This is a genomic window from Micromonospora sp. NPDC047753, from assembly GCF_040642735.1.
Classification (GTDB): Bacteria; Actinomycetota; Actinomycetes; order Mycobacteriales; family Micromonosporaceae; genus Micromonospora.
In genome coordinates this window covers 1-2,030 of the sequence record NZ_JBEYSL010000783.1, presented here as the reverse complement: position 1 = coordinate 2,030, position 2,030 = coordinate 1, and the positions used below count along the sequence as shown (strand labels likewise).

2 protein-coding genes are annotated in these 2,030 nt (G+C 70.0%); both read left to right on the top strand.

What is annotated here, in order from left to right:
- The first annotated feature begins 444 nt into the window (after positions 1 to 444).
- Positions 445 to 678: a hypothetical protein gene (locus ABZ749_RS34490; protein ID WP_357235440.1), complete on the top strand. Its 234-nt coding sequence runs from the start codon at positions 445 to 447 to the stop codon at positions 676 to 678.
- 34 nt (positions 679 to 712) lie between these two features.
- Complete coding sequence (locus ABZ749_RS34485) at positions 713 to 1,315, top strand: SigE family RNA polymerase sigma factor (protein ID WP_357235438.1); 603 nt, start codon at positions 713 to 715, stop codon at positions 1,313 to 1,315.
- The last annotated feature ends 715 nt before the right edge of the window (positions 1,316 to 2,030 follow it).

The following is a 2,030-nucleotide window of genomic DNA, read 5'->3' as shown; positions in this document are numbered from 1 at the left end:
AGCGTCTCACCCTCGGCCAACTCCATGACGATGTAGGGCACCGGTCGGCCCGGCCACGTCGTGGAGGTGCCGACCCTCGGCGAGTTGTCCCACTCATCACGCTTGGAGTGCGCCCCGAGCCGGTGGGCGAAAATCCCGTCAGCTGACGGCAACCTTTACGGTGTGGCGGGCCTTTCACCAGGTATGGCTCTCCACACCGGACTACGCATCCTCGTACCCGCCGTTTTCGTCGCGGTCGCCTCGGCCGGCTGCTCCGATGGTCAACCTGTCGCCGAGGCACTTCCCTCGACCCCGCCCGGGACGGCGTCCGCCCCGATCACCACCACCCCGCCGCCGTCGGCGTCGACCCCCTCGGCATCGCCGTCGACACCTCCGACACTGCCGTCGCCGTCGAGCAGGCGGCCCGACGGCGGCTGTCCCGTGACCGCACCTACCCTGAACCGCGTGCCCGGGCTACCCCACGGGGACCGCATCACCCCGGACACTGTGGGGTGCTGGAGAGGCTGGGCGTTCGGCTGGAACCGCAATCAGCAGGGCGACGGCATGTACCTCTTTCGGTACACCGAGAGCCAGGGCTGGCGCATCCACGGACAGGGCAGCGCCTTCGACTGCGGCGACCTGGGCATCGAGAAGGACCCGGACGACCCGCCACCGTTCTGCTCGTGGCAGACAGCATGACCTGTGGTAGTTCACGATTGCGGGTGTTGTTCCGATGACGAGAAGCGGAGCGATGGTGGCCGACCCAGTGGCGCGTCGGGCTGTCCCGGCGACGAGGACCAGAGCCCGGCTGGAGGATCCGGCCGAGGCCGAGTTCTACGCGTTCGTCCGGGCCCGGACGCCGGCGCTGCAACGCAGCGCCTTCCTCCTGACCGGCGATCGGCACCTGGCCGAGGATCTGGTGCAGGACGCGCTGGCGCGCACCCATCGGGCGCTGGGTCGGCTCGCTGACGGCGGACAGTTCGAGGCGTACACCCGCACCGTCATGTACCACCTGCATGTCCGCCGCTGGCGACGGACCCGGATTGTCGAGAACCTGTCTGGTGAACTGGCCGACCGGGCTCACCCGGACAGCGACCACGCGGGTCGCACCGACCTGAAACTGTCGCTGCTCCGGGCGCTGGATCAACTCACCCGCCGCCAACGCGCGGTGCTGGTGCTGCGCTTCTTCGAGGACCGCAGCGAGGCCGAGGCGGCCGATGTGTTGTCCTGCTCGATCGGCACGATCAAGAGCCAGACGAGCAAGGCGCTGGCACGGATGCGACAGATCGCACCCGAGCTGTTGTCGGCGACGGAGACGAAGGGAGTCCCCCGTTGACCGACGATCTCGACCGGCTGCGCGGCGTCATGACCGATGTGGCGGAGCACGGCGGAAGCACCGACCTGTATGAGCGCGCGCTGCACGAGTCCCGCCGGCTACGTCGGCGCAGCGTTGTCACGAGGGGCACCGCCGCGGCCACGGGCGTGCTGGCGATCGTCGCCTCCGCGACGCTGGTGGGCGGCCGAATCTCTGGTCCTCCAGCGCCGCCGGCCACCGATCCACCGACGGTTGTCCCCATCCCCCCGCCCTCGACGGAGCCGACCTCCGCCTCGCCGACACCGTCGGCATCATCGCCACCACCGTCGGCGCCGACGACCCCAGCACGGCCTTCGAGGACGACGGCGGGTGGGCGGCCCGACCACGGCTGCCCGGTAACGGCGGCGACCTTGAACCGCGTCCCCGGTCTGCCGGACGGTTACCGGATCAGCCCGGACAGGGTGGACTGTTGGAAGGACTGGGCGACCGGTTGGGACCCGAAACAGCAGGGCGACGGCGCGTACCTGTTCCGGTACACGCCGAGTCGGGGGTGGCGCCTCCATGGAGCGGGCAGCGCGTTCAACTGCGCGGACCTGGGAATCACAAGGGACCCGGAGGACCCGCCACCGTTCTGCTATTGTCATCGATGGTACGGCGCACCGCCGCACCGCCTGCGAGCTGCGTCAGGCGGCGGTGGCGCGGACGTACGCCACGCACTCGTCGTGCAGCGTCGACC

Bases quoted from the DNA above. Each gene is read 5' to 3' on its own strand.
- ABZ749_RS34485 (WP_357235438.1), top strand. From the start codon at position 713: ATGACGAGAAGCGGAGCGATGGTGGCCGACCCAGTGGCGCGTCGGGCT.